We start from the raw sequence: 17,066 nt of genomic DNA, 5'->3' as shown, positions 1-17,066 counted from the left end.
ATGACCATGGCACCTGATGACGAATCCCTGCAACTTGATTTGTTGCAGGGATTCGACGTACCTGCCCCCCACCTCCTGGGCTCTACGGCTGAGGAGGACGCTGCTGTGGTCAGGCCGATTGCCCGGGTTCATATTGATTCTCATGTGCCCCACCTGGACCGTCTGTTTGATTACACGGTTCCTGCCCGCTGGGATGAGTTGGCCCAGCCGGGGGTTCGGGTTCGGGTGAAATTTGGCGGACGCGAGGTGGGCGGCTGGCTGCGTGAAAGGGTTGAGCGGTCTGATTCTCCGGCCCGGCTTGTGCCCTTGCATAAGGTGGTTTCTGCGGTGCGGGTTGTTCGGCCTGAGATTTTTGACCTGGCCGACGCCCTGGCTGACCGGTATGCGGGGCTGGTGCCGGACGTCCTGCGGTTGGCTATCCCTCCCCGGGTAGCCCGCCTTGAAGAGGGTGAGCAGGCCCTCGATGGTGAAGTCGAATGTGACTACCCTCTGGACGAGTCCTTGCTGGAGGGGTTTCAGGATTACATCAACGGCCCCGAATTTTGCGATGACCTCCTTGCCGGGGCCGAGGCCCGGGCCGTCCTGACAGCCCTACCCCAGGGGCTGGCCCAGCCCTGGGAGAAACTTCTGGCTGCGGCCCTGGTCGCTACGGCTCATACAGGCCGAGGTGCCCTGGCTGTGGTCCCTGATCATAAAGCCCTCAACCGGCTCAGTGAGGCCCTGGACGCCGTCGTCGGGCCGGGTGCCTACGCCCGGCTCACTGCCTCAGATAAGCCAACACCCAGGTACCAGAACTTCCTCAAGGCCCTCACCGGCCGCGTCCGTATTGTTATTGGAACCCGGTCAGCAGCCTACGCACCGGTCACCAACCTGGGTTTGGTTGCCTGCTGGGACGACGGGGACTCTAACCTAGTTGAGCAGAGGGCCCCCTACTGCCAGGTGCGCGACGTCCTCCTGCTCAGGGCCACCCAGGAGAAGACCGCTGCCCTGTTCCTGAGCCATGCTGTCTCCAGTGAGGCTGCACGGCTGGTACGAACCCGCTGGGCAAGCCACCTGCGTCCAGACCGGACTACGCTCAGGAGCCACTCACCCCGCGTCCTGCCTACGGGCGACGACTACCAGCTGGCCCGTGACCCGCTAGCTGCTATTGCCCGTATTCCCCACCAGGCCTTTACCGTAGCCCAGCAGGCCCTGACCAGAGGCCCTGTGCTTATCCAGGTTGCCCGGGCCGGTTACATCCCGGCCCTGTCCTGCCAGCGGTGCCGATTCGCTGCCCGCTGCGACGACTGCCACGGACCCCTGACTCTCACATCAGGTACTAGCACCCCCCAGTGTGGCTGGTGTGGCCACCTGGCCCACTCCTGGCACTGCACCGAGTGCCACTATGACCGCTGGCGCAGCGGCATGGTAGGTGCCCTCCGGACGGCAGAAGAACTGGGGCGGGCCTTCCCCGATGTACCTGTGATTACTTCAAGCGGTGAAAATATCAGGCCCACCATCGGCCCCGAACCTGCCCTGGTCATTGCTACCCCGGGTGGGGAGCCGGTCGCCCCGGGCGGGTACGCCGCGGCCCTGCTCTTGGACGCTGACCGCATGCTTCAGTTCGATTCCCTGCGTGCCCCAGAATCAGCCCTGCGTCGCTGGTTCAACGCAGCCGCCCTCGTCCGCCCCTTCCATCAGGGCGGGCAGGTGGTCACCACGGCCAGCCCGTCCCCGACCCTTGAAGCCTTAGTTCGGTGGGACCCCATGGGCTATGCCCTCTGGGAGTTGGACGAACGTCATGAAATTGGACTGCCCCCAGCCGTCCGCACCGCCGCCATTACCGGAAGCGAGACAGCTGTCTCAACCTTCTGTGAGGCCCTAGACCTACCCGAGGACATTCACATCAGCGGGCCTGTACCCCTGATCGATCCCTCTGGTTTTTATGAGGGGGAGGCCGAGGGCCAACTCTATCGGGCAATCATATTCTTTACCTACACCCAGGGCCACCAGCTAACCCGCCATCTGCGGTCGGTCAAGGCCTCCCTGTCTGCCTTGAAAAAGAGCGAGCCGGTGCAGATCCGGTGTGACGGGCTAGATATTCTCTGAGGTATCCGGGGCAAGCAAGCCCTGGGCTGTGCGGATCAGGGTCAGGGCGCTGGCCTCCCAGCTGTAGCGGGCTGCGTCCTGCAGGCCCTGGGTGATGACCTGCTGCTGGTACTGGCTATCTTCGAGGGCGCGGACGGCCTGGGCGAAAGCGTAGGCGTCGTCGGCCGGGGCGTAGGGGGCCGAGGGGGCAATTTCCCTAAAAATTGGAATATCGCTGAGCACGACGGGGCAGCCAGCTGATTGGGCTTCAACCACAGGCAAGCCATACCCCTCATCACGGGAGGCCGTGAGCAGGGCAGCCGCCTGGGCCAGCATGGTCCGATACTCCTGCTCAGATACCCCCCGGTGGAGCTGGACGTTCTCACCGAGCAGAGGAGCCAGTTCCTGCTCACGGGCCGGAGCAATCTTTGATAGCAGGTGAAGCCGGTAGTCAGGGAGGTATTTCATGGCCCTGAGTAGGGTTTCTACATTCTTATAGGGCATAAAGGAACCCATGTAGAGCAGGTCCCTGTTGCGCTGGGGGGCACCTTCTAGAGCTTGTTCGAGCTCCATGAGGGAGCCGGGCTGGGGGGCGTTCGGTATGACGGTAAGGGGCCTGGTGGTAAGGTTCTTCTCCCGAATCAGGGCTGCGGTGGTTTCAGATACGGTAGCCACGGCGTCGGCCCGGTTGAGCAGGTAGCGCTGCGGGGCGTAGGTGGTATGGAAGACCCGCCAGCCTGCCCGCACCGGGAGGGGGAGGAAGCCCGGGGGCTGGGGGTGGCTGTAGTAAATCAAATCGTGCAGGGTCAGAATCAGCTTGAACTTTCGGCCCAGCCCACCTAAGCCCAGAGTCTGCATGGGTGAGAAGACCACGTCCGGGGAAAAGGCGTTGAGCTGCAGGGCTGCGCCAGGTTCTTGGGGGGAGGTGGGGGAGCAGATCAGGACGTGGGGGAGCCGGGGGAGCATATCCAGCTGGCGTTCGTTGTGAATTGCCATGACCAGCTCAAAGTGTGCCGGTAGCTCGGGGTGACCCTTGTCTTTGAGGTTCTTGAGGGCGGTGAGGAGGGAGGCAGTGTACCGGCTGATTCCGTCGTGGAAGCCGAGACGGGTATAGCGGGCGTCAACGATGAGTTTCACAGGTTCTCCTGGTGGTGGAAGTCTATAATCAGGCGGGCAGCGCGGAGGGGAGTCTCGTAGTGAATCAGGTGGCCGACCTCGGGGATAAGGTCAAACCGGCCTCTCTGCAGTTGGCTCGCCATCTGTCGTTGGAGATCCAAGGTACCCAAATCATCTTTTTCAGCCACAATCATCTGTACCGGCATGGGGAGGGACGGGGTGTAGTCGGCTGCCGTTGAAGAGATTGAGGCCCGGTAGGCTTGCAGCACTGCCTCCCGGGTTGCAAAGGCCCCAAAGTAGGCTGCGTGCTGGCCGTTGATAAAATCCCGGGTTTTGGGGTCTTTGGTTTTAATCATGAATTCGCTGGTCAAGCGCGTAATGAGAGGGGAGCGAAGCAGGCTGAAGCCCAGCCGGGCAGGTAGGGCTGCTCCGGCCCCATAGTAGGCTTCAGCTAACTTACTCATGACCTTTTGATCACCCTCCAGGGCAGGCTGGCAGATAGGGTTAATGAGGGTCAGCCGCTCTACAGCCTGGGGCCGTGCCAGGCTCGCATAAGAGCTCACAATAGACCCAAAGGAATGGCCCACCAGGTGAACCGGGGTGTTGACAACCTGCTCCATAAAATCAAGAAGCCAGGCGGCATAGGTTGAAATCCCGTGCTCAGCGCCGGCAATAGGTTCAGTTTTCCCGAAACCCGGCAGGTCAGGTATCAGAACTCGGTAGTCCTGTAGACCGGCTGCAATGAGCTCAAGCCCGTGGTGGTCCCCCCTGAAACCATGCACCAGGACGAGGACGTCGCCGTCCTGCCTGCCATATTCCCACCACCGGGCCCGGGTACCGCCCACCCAGGCCTCCTGCATATCACCAGAGGGCCAAGAAACAGGCACCGGTTCAAAAACACTTTCAACCACAGAAACTCCCACAATCTACCGGAACAAAAGTCACGCCCTACCCACCATACCCCGGAAGGCCAGGCCCCCGCGTCCTTCTCACCCACCAATCTACAACAGGCACGAAACCCTGAAGCGGGGTAAAATGGTAGCAAACTACAGATACTTAACTACCCGTGCGCCCACAACCACACGGCCACGGCTCACCAACAGACAGGAAACACCTTGACTGCAGAGGTAGAACCTACCGAACAGAACGAGACCACCTGGGACTTCCGCACCATGGAAGCCAAGTGGCAGCCCTACTGGGAAGAAACTAAGGTCTTCGAACCCACCAACGAGGAGGGCAAGGAAACCCGCTACGTTGCGGACATGTTCCCCTATCCCTCCGGCGACCTCCACATGGGCCACGCTGAGGCCTTCGCCATTGGCGATGTCACCGCCCGCTTCTGGAAGCAAAAGGGCTTTGATGTGCTGCACCCCATCGGCTGGGACTCCTTCGGCCTACCGGCAGAAAACGCGGCGATCAAGAACAACACCCACCCCAAAGAATGGACCTATAAGAACATCGAGACCCAGGCCGGCTCTTTCAAGCGCTACGGCATAATGACCGACTGGTCCCGCCGCCTGCACACCTCTGACCCCGAATACTACAAGTGGACCCAGTGGCTCTTCCAGCAGTTCTACAAGAAGGGCCTGGCCTACCGTAAGTTCTCCCAGGTCAACTGGTGCCCCAAGGACCAGACCGTGCTGGCCAACGAGCAGGTAGTCAACGGCGAGTGCGAGCGCTGCCACACCCCGGTGACCAAGAAGTCCCTGAACCAGTGGTATTTCAAGATCACCGACTACGCCCAGGAACTGCTGGACGACATGAAGGAGCTGGAGGGCCACTGGCCCGACCGCGTGCTCGCTATGCAGCGCAACTGGATTGGACGCTCTGAGGGTGCTGAGGTGACCTTTGAGGTTGAGGCTGCAGGTGACAAGCCCGCCACCACCGTGGATGTCTTCACTACCCGTCCCGATACCCTGTACGGTGCTACTTTCTTCATTGTTGCTGCTGACGCTGACCTGGCCCTTGACCTGGTAACCGACGAGCAGCGGGCAGCCCTGGAGGCTTACCGTGAAGAGATTAAGGTCCTGTCTGAGATTGATCGCCAGTCCACTGACCGTGAGAAGACCGGCGTCTTCCTGGGCCGTTACGCTATCAACCCCCTGACCGGCGATAAGCTGCCCCTGTGGGCCTCTGACTACGCCCTGGCCGACTACGGAACCGGCGCCCTGATGGCGGTTCCCGCCCACGACCAGCGTGACCTGGACTTCGCCCGTAAGTTCGACATTCCCGTCATCACCGTTCTCGACACCGGGGAGGACGACCCGGCAGAAACTGGTGTCGCTACCACCGGCGACGGCGTCCACATTAACTCCGGCCCCCTGGACGGCCTGAATAAGGCTGAGGGTATTTCCAAGGCTATCGAGCTGCTGGAAGAAAAGGGTGTGGGCACCGGCAAGGTCAACTTCCGCCTGCGTGACTGGCTGCTCTCCCGCCAGCGCTTCTGGGGCTGCCCCATCCCCGTCATCCACTGTGAAGAGCACGGTGAACAGCTGGTTCCGGAAGAGCAGCTGCCCGTCCTGCTTCCCGACAACCTGGCCGGTGAAGACCTGGCACCCAAGGGACAGTCACCCCTGGCCGCTGCTACCGAGTGGAATACCGTACCCTGCCCCGTCTGCGGTCAGGACGCCAAGCGCGACTCAGACACCATGGACACCTTCGTGGATTCCTCCTGGTACTTCCTGCGCTACGTCTCACCAAATTACGACCAGGCTATCTTCGACCCCGAGCAGATGAAGAAGTGGAACCAGGTCGACATGTACATCGGCGGTGTTGAGCACGCGATTCTGCACCTGCTCTACGCCCGCTTCTTCACCAAGGTCATCCGCGACCTGGGCCTGATTGAACACTCTGAGCCCTTCAAGGCCCTGATGAACCAGGGCCAGGTGCTCAACCAGGGTAAGGCTATGTCCAAGTCACTGGGTAACGGTGTTGACCTGGGCCAGCAGCTCGATAAGTTCGGTGTCGATGCCGTCCGCACCGTCATGGTCTTCGCCTCCCCGCCCGAGGACGACGTCGACTGGGCTGACGTTTCCCCCGCAGGTATGCAGAAGTTCCTGGCCCGCGCCTGGCGCATTGCCCAGGACGTCACTAGCGAGGTGGGCGTGGACGGAGCAAGCGGCGATGCTGACCTGCACAAGCTGGTACACCGCACCGTCCACGACGTCGATACCCTGGTTGAAAACGGCAAGTTCAACGTTGCCGTGGCTAAGACCATGGAGCTGGTCAACGCAACCCGCAAGGTCATTGACTCCGGGGCAGGTGCTGCCGACCCGGCCGTCCGCGAAGCTGCTGAAGCCATTGCCATCCTGCTCTCCCTCTACGCCCCCTACACCGCTGAGGACGCCTGGCACCTGCTAGGCCATGACACCCCCGTACTGACTGCGGGCTGGCCAGCGGTTGATCCTGCCCAGCTGGTTGATGATACCGTCACCGCGATTGTGCAGATCAAGGGCAAGGTCAAGGACCGTCTGGAAGTAGCCAAGGATATCTCTGAGGCTGACCTTGAGGCCCTGGCCCTGGGCTCCGAGGCCGTACAGCGGGCCCTGGGTGGCGCTGAGATTCGTAAGGTAATCGTCCGCGCCCCCAAGCTGGTCAATATCGTGATCTAGTCTGCAAGACTGACTTCCAGTACAAGGCCCAGTTCCCTCAAGGAGCTGGGCCTTGCCTTTGTCTTATGCGCTGTGAATGATGTGAATTCACGGTAAAGTAACCCTGTGCGTACTATTGCTATCGTCACCGATTCGTCTTCAGCTTTACCTGATTCCCTGCTTCAACAGATGACCCAAGCTGGGGGGTTTCTGCAACTTGAGCTCCCTGTGATGATTGGCGAGCGCCCAACCCATGATTTGAGCCGGGAGCAGCTTGACGAGGCCATTGCGATGGCTCATATTCAGGGGGAACAGGTTTCAACCTCCGGTGTTGCTCCTGGCGTCTTAATTGATGCATATGAAGAATTGGCAGCCCAGGGTTTTCAGGCTGTTATTTCGATTCACCTTTCTAGTGAATTATCTGGCACTGTTTCAGCGGCTCGGTTGGCAGCCCGGACAGTTGATATACCTGTGGCTGTTGTTGACTCTTTGAGCCTGGCTATGGGTTTGGGGGAGCCTGTACGCCGTTTGTACCAGGTGCTTTCTGTTGAGGACGATCTCGAGCGGGCTGCAGCACTTGCTGAAGAGCTTTGTGCCGGTGCGTCTCTATATTTTTTTATTCCGACGCTGGACGCCCTCAAAAGGGGAGGGCGGGTTAATCCTGCTTTGGCTATGGTGGGTCAGATGTTTCAGATCCGTCCGGTTGCCACGGTTGTTGATGGGCGTTTGATGTATGTGGAACGTCCCCGGACGACGCCTAGGGCGATTGAGCGGCTGATCTCTTTGACGGTTGAGGAATCGGGGTCAAGAGATGGTGAGCTTCCCGAGGAGGTGGTTTTTTCTTCTGGGGATCAGCAGGAGCTGTTCCGCCGTTCTGGCCGTGTAGTGGCGATTCATTACAGCGGGAATGTCGAGCAGGCCCATCAGCTGAAGGCCGATTTAGGTGACATTGCGGACGAAGCCTACCTCAGCCCGCTGCCACCTGTGCTTGCAGCGCATGCTGGTCTGGGAGCTTTAGCTACTGTTGTGTACTAGCCTTCTCGGCCCTGTTGTTCCCAGCGCGTAATGGTGCTCAAAGGTTCACCATTTTTTAGTGAATTACCTTGTTTGTACTGGTGGGAGCCGTGGAGCTCTTTCCACAACCCTTCCTCCCTGTGGTAGCTAATACTGGCTGAACGTAGCCTGGGGCCATGAGCTTTTCAAATCATAGTGGTGATTCTCGGAACGTTGATTCTCCTGCGGGCGAGGTGCCTAGGAGGCAGGCCGGTGAAGATCATCTGCATCTTGATGAGCTGGGAGATTCCAAGGTTTCTTACCTGGTAGCTTCTCGCGGTTCAGACGTGACCCGACGCAGGGACTTGAGTGGTCTGGATGCTTCGGGGGATAGGCCCAGGCATCGGCAGCTACTCAATACAGTGCTGGGTGAACATCAGGAGGATTTTTCGCTGCCTGAGCCCCCTCATCAGCGTCATGTTCGGTGGCGGGTGCCTGTAGGGTCTCTTCTCGTGCTTGCTCTGTTACTTGCCGGTGTGACCCTATGGGGTGTGCTCAAACCCTCAGATCCCCAAGCTACCGTTATTCCTGTTTCTGATAGTACCGGGACTGCAGGAGCAGATAGTCCTGATAGGGCAGAAGAGCCTTCCCTACTTATGGCTTCTGGGAGCCCTGGCACTGATTCTAGTGTCAAAGGTACTGGAACCTCCCCGGAATCATCTGAGCAAGCTAGTATCGTGGTTCACGTTGCAGGGGCCGTGGCAAATCCTGGTATTTATCAGGTTCCTGCAGGGGCCCGAGTTAATGACGCTGTTGAGCTAGCAGGCGGTTTGTTGCCTGATGCTCAGCAGGCAGCTGTCAACCTTGCTGAGCCGGCGCAGGATGGGGTTCAGATTTATATTCCTGCCCTGGGCGAAGCTGGTTCTCAACCGGCTTTAGGGGTGGGGGCCGTATCAGCACCAGAGATAGTGAATCCAGCGGCACCTCCTGGGCTGGTTAATCTCAACACTGCCTCTAGTGAAGAGCTACAAACTCTTCCCAAAGTCGGCCCTGTTCTTGCAGCGTCTATCATTTCCTGGCGGGAGGAAAACGGAGGGTTCCAGCATGTTGATGAACTTGATCAGGTCTCAGGTATTGGCCCTGCCACGCTTGCCCAGCTTCGAGACAAGGTCACAGTCTGATGAACGCCGCGGAATTGTTGGCCCACTCCCAGGAGCAGTGGACTGACCTGAGACACGACAGCATGAGAAGGGCTAGAAGCCAGACTCTTTTCCTGGATATCAGACTGATCCTTCCTGCATGTTTCATGTGGTTAGCTTGCCTAGTGTGGATAACATATGGCTTGAAGGTATTCCTATTCGTCCTTGGAATAACCTTGCTCCTCTGGGTGATGTGTTGCTGCTACCAGTTCTGGTGCTGTCACGGTCGCGCTCATACCCTCATAGGGCACATAAACCGTGTCCTTCTGCTGTCTATTCTTGTGGTGATGCTTCAAGGGAGTCTAATTCACTCCAGGGGCTACCATTACCTGTGGACGGTCATGGATGCCCTGAACGGGAGTACAGTCCGGGTCACAGGGATTGTGGAGGGTTCTGCTCCAGCACGAGATGGCAGCTTTAAGACTGAACTCACCACCCAGGTACTCACTGCTGGGCAGGACGAGCACCATGTAAAAGCCAGAATTTTTGTGTACTCACACCAAAACTTCATGCCGGGTGACAGGGTTCGCGCAGTGGGCAAGCTGGCTGTGAAAGGTACCTATTATTCGGTAAGTGGCCAGGCCTTCAGTATCAGCTCAGCCCCTTCTGCGGATCCTATAGTTCACCTTAAGGATGACCTCAACAGGTACGCCCAAAGAATTGTCGGGGCAGATGATACGGCCCTCATCTTGGGCCTCGCCTACGGGGATGACTCTAGTATGACTGAACAAACTAAAGCTGAGATGCGAACAGCCGGACTAACTCATCTGACCGCTGTATCTGGTGCAAATATCACCCTCATTTTTGTTTTAGCCTACCGGCTCATGTCCAGGCTGGTTGACCAGCGATATGTTCTGATTGCGGTGGGTGCCTTGGCCTCAACATCCTATATTGTCTTGGTTGGGCCGGACGGGTCCGTCCTGAGAGCCTGGGTCATGGGGAGTGTTGGAGCTCTTGGCCTCCTTTTCGGTCATGGTTCCAACAGCCTAGGCTATCTAGCGACATGCATTCTTGGTCTTCTGTTTTATGACCCCTCGTATGCAAGTGACCTCGGTTTTTCCCTCTCTGCAGTTGCAACAGGATCCATACTTCTCCTAGCCCCGGCCATGACCCGGATAGTGTGCAGCCTTCTTCCTCCTGCTGTAGCTGATCTCATCACGATACCTCTGGCAGCCTCGCTCTGGTGCGCTCCTGTCATTATGGTGCTCTCAGATTCCATCTATGCCTATACGGTCCTGGCTAATCTCCTCGCCGCACCACTCGTTGCCCCCATCACCCTGGTGGGTCTCGTGGTTCTAGCCTGCTACACAGCCCAGGCGCCCGAACCAGTTCTTGAGTTCATGTTAGGTCTAGGTCAATGGGGGACGTCCCTCCTCATTAATATCGCTGCATGGGTCTCTTCTCTACCTAACAGTGCCGTAGAAGTAGAGGCTAGTCCAGTCAATCTTTTTTTGATCACCAGCTTGGTGATTGTCTTGAGCTGTTGTATCTGGTGGGCAGATGCACGAATGTGCCGTCAGAGCCCCCAACGTCAGCCGCGTCTGTATCAGGGGGAATCTGTATGAAACATCGCCAGTATCGCAGTAGCAGAAGAGCGGTGAAAGCCTCGTTGAAAAGGCAGGCACATCGAGGTTTATTCTGGGTGGGTACCGTGGTAGCTCTTGCGGTGTGTTGTCTCCTCCTGGGTAGTACCTTACTCCCTGGACGAGCTGGTGAGGCCCCGCCAACCTGGCAGTGGATTTCCTGCGATGTTGGGCAGGGTGACGCCCACCTCATTCGTGCTGGGGACCGCTCTGCCTACCTGCTCGATACGGGTAAGGATGCCCAGGCCCTTGCGTCCTGCCTGAAATGGGCAGGCGTTGACACAGTGGAGGCGCTCATCATCACCCACGCCCATGCTGACCATTACGGGGCCTACACATACGTGCTAGATACCTATGAACCCAAGCATGTTGTGGTAACTCAACAGTTTGATACGTCCAAAACCCCTGGTATTTCTGAAAAGAACAACCTCACCAGACTCTCTGCAGGTGACCAAGGAGCCACCAGGATTGCTGGTCGTCACTCTGAGGCTCTGGGGGAGGTCTTATGGCCCCCACACCATGCCCTACCCATTGAAGACAACCAGGACATCAATAACTCTTCCCTAGTCATTCGTTGGCAGATTCCTGCAGTAGTAGGTGATAGTCTTCCCCTGACAGTTTTGAGCACAGGTGACCTTGAAGCAGACGCTGCCCACAGGCTCCTTACAGGGAAATCGAACAGCCTGGATGCACATGTACTCAAGATTCCTCATCACGGTGCAAGCGGCAGCGGTACGGATATTATTTCTGCAAGCAGTCCTGACCTTGCCCTGATACCAGTGGGGGCGAACAACAGCTACGGCCACCCGCATCCCGACATCACAGATTATCTTCTTCAGCGGAAGATACCTACTGTCCGAACCGACCAGAGTGGCCATATCGCTGTCACTCACACGGTAGGGGGTCTGAGCGTCTCCACCTCCTCATAACCTGCAGAAATCGAAAATATCTGACAAGATGGTAACTCGAAGAAGGAGTACCATGGCAGCCCGTTCACCTCGTAATACAGCAAACTCGTCCTCCAGTTCAGCCTGGCGTACGGTACAGCTGGCCCCCCTTATCCTGCTCCACGGACCTGAAGAGTATTTTGCCCAGAGAGCAAAGACCCGGCTACGTCACCTCTTTCAAGAAGCAGTTGGTTCCTTTGAACTATCAACTCTCAACGCAAAAGACTATCGTGCTGGGCAACTTGAGGTAATGGCCAGCCCCTCCCTTTTCGATGAGCCTAAAATCATTGAGGTGGAAAACGTAGCCTCGATGAACGAGGCCTTCCTCAAGGACGCCCTGCAGTATCTGGATTCCCCCCATGATTCTACCCTCGTCATCTTGCACCACACCGGTGGTGCACGAGGGAAGAAACTGATCGACGCCGTCAAAGCGTCAAAACAATACCCCCTCGTTGAATGTAAGGCTCTCAAAAACGAGCGTGATCGCCTTGATTTCGTGATCCACGAATTCAGGGCTGCAGGTAGAACTGTGCAGCCGTCGGCCGCTTCAGCCCTTTCTGCAGCTAGTAGCGACGTGGCCGAACTGGCTGCAGCTATCCGCCAGTTGGCTGAGGACGAGTCGGGGGAGATAACCCCGGAAACCATTGACCGTTTCTTTGGAGGACGGACCGAGGTCACCGCCTTTAAGGTGTCAGACGCCGCGGTAGCAGGTAACGCCAGGGAGGCCATCAAACTTCTGAGGCAGGCCCTGGATACAGGGAGCGACCCCATCCCTCTGCTGGGGGCCTTGGCCCTCAAAATTCGGAATATCGCGAAGGTCCATGGCACGCGGGGCAACTCCAACCAGCTGGCCGGAGAGCTCAAGATGGCCCCCTGGCAGGTTGAGGCAGCCCAGCGGGATTCCAGGCGCTACTCCCCAGAAGACCTTGCCCACCTGTTAGGGCTACTGGCTGATACAGATGCCCAACTCAAGGGAGAGAACCTTGACCCCCTCTATCCCCTTGAACGGGCTGTCCTGTCTATAGCGCAGGCCTCCAGAAGCCACTAAAAGCACAAGGCCCCTCCATTCTTCACAGAAAGGAGGGGCCTTGCGTCACTTCGCTCTTAGACGCCGGCTAGAGGGGCCGGAATATAGAACTTAGGAAAGCTTGTTGACGAGAACGGTCAGACCGGACTTCTTGTTAGCTGCGTTCTTCTTGTGCAGAACACCCTTAGAAACAGCCTTGTCCAGCTTGCGGTTCGCAACACGAAGAGCTTCAGTTGCTGCTTCAACGTTCTGAGCTTCAACTGCCTCGTTGACCTTACGGATGGAGGTCTTGAGATCTGACTTGATTGCGTTGTTACGCAGGCGAGCCTTCTCGTTGGTGAGGATGCGCTTCTTCTGGGACTTGATGTTAGCCACGATTAAAAACTTTCTGTTTTTGTCTAATTGGTCGGTGAGGGCTGCGCTGACCGGTCATCGACTGAGCGGCGTGGGGATGCCTATGGCAACCGGATCAGCAGTGCCCGATGACCATCGGACACACAAGGGTTAACTTTATCAGCTCAGCTCTGACTTAGGGCAGAGATATAAGCAACAATTTTCCTAGCGTTGGCGGTAGGCTTCGGCGATGTAGTCGAAGGTTGCCCGTTCCATAATGGCGCCTTCTCGGCGGATTCCGGTGGGGCTGAGTTGGATAACCCGGTTGAGTTTGACCTCTGAGTCCCGCCCTTCCTTGTCCCAGACGCCGGTGCCGATATCCAGGTAGTTGGGGTCAGCTGTGCGGGAGTTGGAGTGATCCTTGCTGGTGAGCATGAGCCCCAGGAGATAGCCACCGGCACGGCCGATGACAAGTACAGGCCGGTCCTTGCCCTGGCTGTAGTCCTCTTCAAAGGGTACCCAGGCCCAGACGACTTCGCCGGGGTCGGCGTCGCCGTCGAGGGAGGGGGAGTAGCTGAAGTCGACGGAGCCGAAGTAGTCGCCGGGGTAGCCCCCTTGTTCCCAGCTTCCGCTGGTGGCCTGACCGGTCTGGGAACCGGGGAAGCCTGCCGGGTAGCCGGTGGCGTAGGGGTTGGAGGGAGGGGTAGGACGGCTGCCGCCCTGGGGGGTCGAGGTCGGTTGGGAGGACCTGCCGAAGGTGCCGAAATTGCCGTCCTGGGTGGTGCGGCTGCCTCGGGTTTTTTGTTCTGTGCGATGGGAGGCCTGGCCGGCAGCTCGCTGGTCGCGTTCCTTTTGCTTCTGGTACTTATTCCATTCGCGGAAAATTCTCTCGCCCAGGTTAAGAATCTGGGTCACTGTACGCATATTGATCTTCATGGTCACTACAATAAACGGTTTGACCCGGCGCGCGGGCAGACACGCACCGGGGAAGTATGAGAAACTGGTTAACTGATTTCTATCGTCAGAGACTTGTAGGGCTCGTTGAGAGCTTGAGCCAGTCGTGAAAGGACCTTACACACGTGTCACCCTTGGCGACCAACCCGCCCAAGCCGTCGGCTACTGACCCTTCTGTCATCCGCAATTTCTGCATAATTGCCCATATCGACCACGGCAAATCAACCCTGGCAGACCGCATGTTGCAGGCTACCGGGGTAGTTACTCCGCGCGAGATGAAGGCCCAGTACCTGGATCGCATGGATATTGAGCGTGAGCGCGGTATCACCATTAAGTCTCAGGCTGTGCGTATGCCCTGGGAGGTTGATGGGGTTAACTATGCCCTCAATATGATTGATACCCCCGGCCACGTTGACTTTACCTATGAGGTGTCCCGTTCTCTGGCTGCGTGTGAGGGTGCCCTACTGCTGGTTGACGCGGCTCAGGGCATTGAGGCTCAGACCCTGGCTAACCTCTACCTGGCTATGGAAAATGACCTGACCATTATTCCGGTGCTTAATAAGATTGACCTTCCGGCAGCCCAGCCCGATAAGTACGCCGAGGAACTGGCTAACCTGATTGGCGTTGAGCCCGAGGACGTTCTGCGAGTTTCGGGTAAGACCGGTGAGGGTGTACCCGAGCTGCTTGACCGTATCGTTGAACTGCTGCCCGCACCCGAGGGCCAGGCTGATGCCCCTGCTCGCGCCATGATTTTTGACTCTGTCTATGACTCCTACCGTGGTGTGGTCACCTATGTTCGTGTGGTGGATGGCAAGTTGGAGCCCCGCCAGAAGATTAAGATGATGTCTACCGGTGCTGAGCATGAGCTGCTTGAGATTGGCGTGATTTCCCCTGAGCCCAAGCCGACGGACGGCCTGGGCGTGGGCGAGGTGGGCTACCTGATTACCGGGGTGAAGGACGTCCGCCTGTCCCGCGTGGGTGATACCGTTACCGGTGCCCACAAGCCTGCCGCAAAAGAGCTGGGTGGCTATGAGGATCCCAAGCCCATGGTTTTCTCGGGCCTCTTCCCGATTGACGGCTCTGACTACCCGGCCCTGCGTGACGCCCTCGATAAGCTGCAGCTCAACGACGCCGCCCTGATTTATGAGCCCGAGACTTCTGCGGCCCTGGGCTTTGGTTTCCGCTGTGGCTTCCTGGGCCTGCTCCACCTTGAAATCGTGCGTGAGCGCCTGGAACGCGAGTTCAACCTCGACCTGATTTCTACTGCCCCCAACGTTATTTATGACGTGGTCGATGAAGCTGGTAATGCCCAGCGAGTCACCAACCCCTCCGAGTTCCCCGAGGGTAAGGTCGCTACCATTCGCGAGCCTATGGTTGCCTGCACCATCATTGCCCCGAACGAGTTTGTGGGTGCGATTATGGAGCTGTGTCAGTCCCGCCGTGGCACCATGGGCGGCATGGACTATCTCTCCCAGGATCGTGTTGAACTGCGCTACCGCCTGCCCCTGGCCGAAATTGTCTTTGACTTCTTCGACCAGCTCAAGTCCAAGACCCGCGGTTATGCTTCTCTGGACTGGAAGTTTGACGGTGAGGAAGAGGCCGATCTGGTCAAGGTCGACATTCTGTTGCAGGGTGAGAAGGTCGACGCTTTCTCGGCCATTACCCACCGCGATAAGGCCTACTCCTACGGCGTGATGATGACCGGTAAGCTGCGCGAGCTGATCCCTCGTCAGCAGTTCGAGGTGCCGATTCAGGCTGCGATTGGCTCCCGCATTATTGCCCGTGAGAATATCCGCGCTATGCGTAAGGACGTTCTGTCTAAGTGCTACGGTGGCGATATTTCGCGTAAGCGTAAGCTGCTGGAGAAGCAGAAGGAAGGTAAGAAGCGTATGAAGATGGTGGGCCGTGTTGAGGTTCCCCAGGAAGCCTTCATTGCTGCCCTGTCTTCCGGTGAAGAAGGCAAGGACAAGTCTAAGAAGTAATGCCTGCCCAGCCTTTAGGCGCTCCGGCACCCTTGGACGGCAGAATCCCTCTCGATTCTGCCGTCCGCCTGTTGGAGCGTGATTTTTCCCTGTATGTGCATGTGCCTTTTTGTTCAGTGCGCTGCGGTTACTGCGATTTCAATACCTATGCCACGGAGGACTTCGGCAACGGGGTGGGTTTGGGCACCTATGCTGAGGACGCCATCGCCGAGTTGCGTTTTGCCCGGCAGGTTTTGCGGGAGTCGGGTGCTCCGGATCGTGCCTTGTTTTCGGTCTTTTTTGGGGGCGGGACCCCTACGAAGTTACCCGCTGCTGACCTGGTGAAGATTCTGCGCGAAGCGGTTGACCTGTTTGGCCTAGAAGAGGGTACTGAGGTAACGACCGAGGCTAACCCAGACTCAGTAACCCGTGAGGATCTTGAGACGCTAAAGGCCGGGGGCTTTACCCGGGTATCTTTCGGTATGCAGTCTGTTGTCCCAGAGGTGCTTGAGGTACTTGACCGCACCCATACTCCGGCCAATGTTCCCAAGGTGGTTGCCTGGGCTAAAGAGGTTGGGCTGCAGGTGTCGGTTGACCTTATTTACGGGTCGCCGGGGGAGAGCCTATCCCAGTGGGAGCAGTCGGTACGGGCGGCGGTATCCTACGCCCCCGACCATATTTCTGCCTACTCACTCATCGTTGAAGAGGGCACCAAGTTAGCTGCCCAGATCCGGCGGGGCGACTACGCCATGCCCGATGAGGACCTGATGGCAGATATGTACCTGCTGGCTGAGCAGATTTTCACGGAGGCCGGCTACCACTGGTATGAGGTGTCCAACTACGCCAGGTCACCGGAGTTTCGTTCCCGCCATAACTATGCCTACTGGCGTAATCAGGACTGGTGGGGGATTGGCCCCGGCGCCCACTCTCATGTGGATGGTACCCGCTGGTGGAACCTCAAGCACCCTGTACCCTATGCCAACCGGGTGCGGGCTGGTCAAAGCCCGGCCGCTGCCCGCGAGGTATTAGGGGAGCAGACCCGCAGGTTTGAGGACATTATGCTGCAGGTGCGGGTCATTGACGGCCTGGATATTTCCCGCCTGGCCCAGGGGGCAGATGAAAACCGGTTAACCTCCTCCCTAGACTGGCTGGAGGGGCAGGGTCTCATTGAACCCGAGGCCCGCCGGGACGGCCGCGTCCAGCTCACCCTCCAAGGCAGGCTCCTGGGCGACGCTGTCACCCGGGAGCTCCTCCCAGATATCGATGACTAGGCTAAAGAAATATAAGGGCCCGGCT

The 17,066-nt window shown here is 58.1% G+C and carries 13 protein-coding genes; 9 read left to right on the top strand and 4 right to left on the bottom strand.

From position 1 onward, the window contains the following. Nucleotides 1-2,088 (top strand): primosomal protein N', encoded by a 2,088-nt coding sequence (locus L7A15_RS00165; RefSeq protein ID WP_237188219.1) that lies wholly within the window; start codon nt 1-3, stop codon nt 2,086-2,088. Here the strand turns inward: L7A15_RS00165 and L7A15_RS00160 are convergent. Together L7A15_RS00160 and L7A15_RS00155 are read right to left on the bottom strand one after the other, a co-directional pair. Further along, nucleotides 2,074-3,204 (bottom strand): glycosyltransferase family 4 protein, encoded by a 1,131-nt coding sequence (locus L7A15_RS00160; RefSeq protein ID WP_237204452.1) that lies wholly within the window; start codon nt 3,202-3,204, stop codon nt 2,074-2,076. The two genes, L7A15_RS00165 and L7A15_RS00160, sit on opposite strands and share 15 nt — an antisense overlap. Beyond that, the gene (locus tag L7A15_RS00155) at nt 3,201-4,094 is read right to left on the bottom strand and encodes an alpha/beta fold hydrolase (protein WP_237189569.1); all 894 of its coding nucleotides are present in this window, start codon (nt 4,092-4,094) and stop codon (nt 3,201-3,203) included. Before L7A15_RS00155 ends, L7A15_RS00160 begins: the two co-directional genes overlap by 4 nt. 261 nt (nt 4,095-4,355) lie before the next feature. Here L7A15_RS00155 and leuS point away from each other — a divergent pair, with 261 nt between their 5' ends. The 6 genes from leuS to holA all read left to right on the top strand — a co-directional run bounded on the left by leuS (nt 4,356) and on the right by holA (nt 12,543). Beyond that, nucleotides 4,356-6,794 (top strand): leucine--tRNA ligase, encoded by a 2,439-nt coding sequence (gene leuS, locus L7A15_RS00150; RefSeq protein WP_237189570.1) that lies wholly within the window; start codon nt 4,356-4,358, stop codon nt 6,792-6,794. 105 nt (nt 6,795-6,899) lie between these two features. Continuing rightward, the gene (locus L7A15_RS00145; protein ID WP_237189568.1) at nt 6,900-7,808 is read left to right on the top strand and encodes a DegV family protein; all 909 of its coding nucleotides are present in this window, start codon (nt 6,900-6,902) and stop codon (nt 7,806-7,808) included. Between the two features lie 155 nt (nt 7,809-7,963). Next, nucleotides 7,964-8,947: a helix-hairpin-helix domain-containing protein gene (locus tag L7A15_RS10715; protein WP_336603511.1), complete on the top strand. Its 984-nt coding sequence runs from the start codon at nt 7,964-7,966 to the stop codon at nt 8,945-8,947. Next, nucleotides 8,947-10,530 carry a ComEC/Rec2 family competence protein gene (locus tag L7A15_RS00135; RefSeq protein WP_237189566.1) on the top strand — a complete coding sequence of 528 codons (1,584 nt, stop codon included), beginning with the start codon at nt 8,947-8,949 and terminating at the stop codon, nt 10,528-10,530. Before L7A15_RS10715 ends, L7A15_RS00135 begins: the two co-directional genes overlap by 1 nt. Next, on the top strand, nt 10,527-11,477 hold the full coding sequence (locus L7A15_RS00130; RefSeq protein WP_237189565.1) for a ComEC/Rec2 family competence protein: 951 nt from the start codon (nt 10,527-10,529) through the stop codon (nt 11,475-11,477). Before L7A15_RS00135 ends, L7A15_RS00130 begins: the two co-directional genes overlap by 4 nt. Nucleotides 11,478-11,529: 52 nt before the next feature. After that, on the top strand, nt 11,530-12,543 hold the full coding sequence (gene holA / locus L7A15_RS00125; protein WP_237189564.1) for a DNA polymerase III subunit delta: 1,014 nt from the start codon (nt 11,530-11,532) through the stop codon (nt 12,541-12,543). Between the two features lie 90 nt (nt 12,544-12,633). Here the strand turns inward: holA and rpsT are convergent, their stop codons facing one another. Continuing rightward, entirely contained in the window at nt 12,634-12,897 is a 264-nt protein-coding gene (rpsT, locus tag L7A15_RS00120; protein ID WP_185172890.1) for a 30S ribosomal protein S20, read from the bottom strand. Nucleotides 12,898-13,080: 183 nt separating this feature from the next. Then, nucleotides 13,081-13,779 (bottom strand): type II toxin-antitoxin system PemK/MazF family toxin, encoded by a 699-nt coding sequence (locus L7A15_RS00115; RefSeq protein WP_237189563.1) that lies wholly within the window; start codon nt 13,777-13,779, stop codon nt 13,081-13,083. Between the two features lie 155 nt (nt 13,780-13,934). Here L7A15_RS00115 and lepA point away from each other — a divergent pair, with 155 nt between their 5' ends. Beyond that, nucleotides 13,935-15,791, top strand: coding sequence for a translation elongation factor 4 (lepA, locus tag L7A15_RS00110; protein WP_237189562.1), 1,857 nt, complete (start codon nt 13,935-13,937; stop codon nt 15,789-15,791). Then, nucleotides 15,791-17,041: a radical SAM family heme chaperone HemW gene (gene hemW, locus L7A15_RS00105; protein WP_237189561.1), complete on the top strand. Its 1,251-nt coding sequence runs from the start codon at nt 15,791-15,793 to the stop codon at nt 17,039-17,041. The genes lepA and hemW overlap by 1 nt, the downstream gene beginning before the upstream one ends. Nucleotides 17,042-17,066 lie beyond the last annotated feature (25 nt).

The sequence above is a fragment of the Rothia nasimurium genome (genome assembly GCF_928391935.1).
Classification (GTDB): Bacteria; Actinomycetota; Actinomycetes; order Actinomycetales; family Micrococcaceae; genus Rothia; species Rothia nasimurium_D.
This window is presented reverse-complemented; position numbering and strand designations above follow the sequence as displayed.